The organism is Prosthecobacter sp. (assembly GCF_049294395.1).
Classification (GTDB): Bacteria; Verrucomicrobiota; Verrucomicrobiia; order Verrucomicrobiales; family Verrucomicrobiaceae; genus Prosthecobacter.
Genome location: NZ_JBAQCR010000317.1, coordinates 1 through 3,006 on the forward strand (window position 1 = coordinate 1; position 3,006 = coordinate 3,006).

4 protein-coding genes are annotated in these 3,006 nt (G+C 60.1%); all 4 read left to right on the forward strand.

All coding sequences use genetic code 11. The annotated features are described in order from the left end of the window. Positions 1-232 precede the first annotated feature (232 nt). The 4 genes from WAW39_RS21090 to WAW39_RS21105 all read left to right on the forward strand — a co-directional run bounded on the left by WAW39_RS21090 (position 233) and on the right by WAW39_RS21105 (position 2,693). On the forward strand, positions 233-1,600 hold the full coding sequence (locus WAW39_RS21090; protein WP_422321137.1) for a PQQ-binding-like beta-propeller repeat protein: 1,368 nt from the start codon (positions 233-235) through the stop codon (positions 1,598-1,600). Positions 1,601-1,690: 90 nt separating this feature from the next. Next, positions 1,691-2,032, forward strand: a complete 342-nt coding sequence (locus WAW39_RS21095) for a hypothetical protein (RefSeq protein ID WP_422321138.1) — start codon at positions 1,691-1,693, stop codon at positions 2,030-2,032. Beyond that, entirely contained in the window at positions 2,029-2,433 is a 405-nt protein-coding gene (locus WAW39_RS21100; protein ID WP_422321139.1) for a hypothetical protein, read from the forward strand. Before WAW39_RS21095 ends, WAW39_RS21100 begins: the two co-directional genes overlap by 4 nt. Continuing rightward, entirely contained in the window at positions 2,430-2,693 is a 264-nt protein-coding gene (locus WAW39_RS21105; RefSeq protein WP_422321140.1) for a hypothetical protein, read from the forward strand. Before WAW39_RS21100 ends, WAW39_RS21105 begins: the two co-directional genes overlap by 4 nt. Positions 2,694-3,006: the final 313 nt, after the last annotated feature.

A 3,006-nucleotide genomic window follows, 5' to 3' on the forward strand; every position in this document is an offset into this window, starting at 1 on the left:
GCAGCAGGGCCCCGGCGGTCAGCAAGATCAAAGCCGGCCGCAGCCGCAGGCAGTCCCAGGCATCCGACAAATGCCTGCGCAGCGGATGCCAGCGCAGATGCAGCACCAGCCCTGCGGCAAAGCCGAGGAGAGCGAGCGCTGTCGTTTGCCAGTGGTTCAGATTCAAAGTTAATGACCAATTCGCGAAAACATCTCGACATGCCAGTGCGTATTCGCTTCTCTCCCTTTCGCCATGAAATCACCCGCCGCCCTCCTGCTCGCCTGCCTGTCCTTCTCTTCTGCTGCTCTCGCCGAAAACTGGCCGAGCTGGCGCGGGCCGAATCAGGACGGCTCCTCGGGTGAGACCGGCCTGCCGGCCAAATTCAGCACCACGGAAGGCGTCCGCTGGGCTGCGGATGTGCCGGGCCTCTCCGCCTCCGTCCCCGTCATCTGGGGCGACAACATCTTCATCACCGCACCGATTGATGCGGAGAAAAAACTCGTGGGCCTGTGCTACGACAAGCAGACCGGCCGCGAAAAATGGCGCACCACCATCAGCGAAGGCTCGGAGATTCAGTGGGATGACAAGAGCAACCTCGCCAGCCCTTCCGCCGTGACGGACGGTGACCGCGTTTACTTCCTCTTCGCCAATGCCATCGCCGCCGCGTGCGACTTCGAAGGCAAGATCGTCTGGAAGCGCGACTTCAAGGAAACGCACGGCGCCTTCGCCACGCAGTGGACCTACGGCAGCAGCCCCGCCCTCGACGGTGGCAAGCTCTACATCCAGGTGCTGCAGCGCAACGAGGCCTTCAAATTCCAGGACAAGTTTGAAAAAGGCACCGCAGGCAAGGACATGCGCAGCTACATCCTCGCCATCGATCCCGCCACCGGGAAGGACATCTGGAAGCACATCCGCCCCAGCCTCGCCAACACGGAATCGCTGGAAGCTTTCAGCAGCCCCATTTTCGCCACTCACAAAGGCAAGCGCCTCATGCTTATCTCCGGTGGTGACACCCTGACCATCCACGACGCCGCCACCGGCAAGGAACTCTCCCGCATCGCCACCTGGAACCCGCCGGGCGAAGGCTACAACAAGTTCTTCCGTCTCGTCCCCTCCCCCGTGACCGGCGAAGGCATGGCCATCGTCTGTGCTCCCAAGAACTCCCCCATCTTCGCCATGCCTCTCGATTCCAAAGGCGAGACCAAGCCCGTGTGGCAGACAGAGCCAAAAGGCGTCACCAGCGACGTGCCCACGCCCGCCTTCTACAAAGGCAAATTCTACGTCCTCGACGGCGGCAAGAAGACCCTGAGCTGCCTGGAGCCCAAGACCGGCAAGGTCGTGTGGACCGGTGAACTCGGCGGCAAGACCAAGTTTGAAAGCAGCCCCACCGTGGTGGATGACAAAGTGTACTGCATCAACTTCTGGGGCGAAGTCTATGTGGCCAAGGCGAACACCGACTCCTTTGAACTGCTGGGCATGAACGAGATGGGCAACGGCTCCAAGCCCAACGGCAACGCCGCCAGCGTGCGCGCCAGCGTGGCCGTGAGCGATGGCTGCCTCTTCATCCGCTCGCAGGACAAGCTGTACTGCATCGGCAAGAAGGTCGTCGCAGCGCCTTGAGTGCGGATTGAAGTACCCGTTGCTTGACGGGAGAATCTGCGGCGCAGAGAGTACCCGCGTGTGCGAAACACTGCCGTTTCGCTGCTGCTCATGATTCTGGCTCTCGACAAGCACCACGCGCTTTTTGTCTTCTCCTCCATCGCGGAGGCAGAAGTGCATCTGGAGGCGTGGGATGTGCAGCAGGAGGCCATCGAGTTTTGTGATGCTCGTGGTCAGCGCTACCTGCCCAGCTATACCATTCCACCGAGGGAGTCACACCTGGGGCTGCTCCGCACCATCGACATCGGTGCGTACCGGCTGGTGGCTGAAGGCCTGCCCGACCCAGGACGGCCCGAGGCGTTTTTGAAACGCGCGGCGCATCTTGAGCATTCGTCTATTTCTGCGATCCACAGCATCGAAGAGGCCGGGGTGGCGCTCAGCCAATACGCATGACTCTTTTTCGATCTCATCCTGTGGGGGCCACGAAAAAGCGTTCAGCGCGATTCGACGCCATCCTCTCCATCCTGCTACTGCTCGGTCTGGCGGTGCTCTTTTATACCATGCGGTACGGTCCGCTCCCCTTCACCCAGCAAATACGAAACTTGAAGGCCGCTGAGCTGCACGCCCCCGCTTTGCAATCCCGGCTCAATCAGGATACCCGCTACGCTGGATTGAAAGCGGGGATCTGGCCCGGTGAGGGCGGATGTCTGTCCGTTCATGGCGTCTTGAACTCCGAAGCAGAGCTTCCCGAATTGAAAAAGCTCGTCATGGCGAGCAAGCCTCCCGTGGGCGTTATCTATGACCTCGAACTGCCGACCGGAGAACATTTGGGCGGGTGGCAGCCTTTGAAATGAAGATGTTTGTTCGAATCATCATCGTCCTGGCTGCGGTGCTCATGCTCATATCCGTGACGGCGGGCATCTGCGTGGTGTACTTTATCCAGCCCACGGATCTAAGGTCAGACTGGCAGAAGCCGGCAGAACAGCACATGGCCAGGCACCAGCATGATTTACAGCGTGACCGTGACGCCCTTTTGAGATCATTCCGCAGCGCCAAACCCCACACGACACTCAGGCCTGAATCCCTGCCAGAGTCCCTCCGTGTCCCGGCCTGATCTATGCGCTGGTGCAGCGAGATCACCTCACGCTCATCCTGTATCATTCCCCGGACACGGACTCAGGCTTTCGCATCTGGAAATCGGGCATGCCCGCAGATTTTGCCGATCAGCCCACGTCCATTCCCTTCGTCACACGGTTCACCTACTGTGATGACCACCCCGCCTCCCCCGGCAACAAGCTGGAATGACCTCAGGCGGGAGCCACCCCGCCGTCCGCCGCCTTGGTCCAGGATCAGGATCAAATCGTGATCCTATTGGGATCACGATCCTATCAGGATCACAGGATCAGTACCTATATATAGGTACTGAT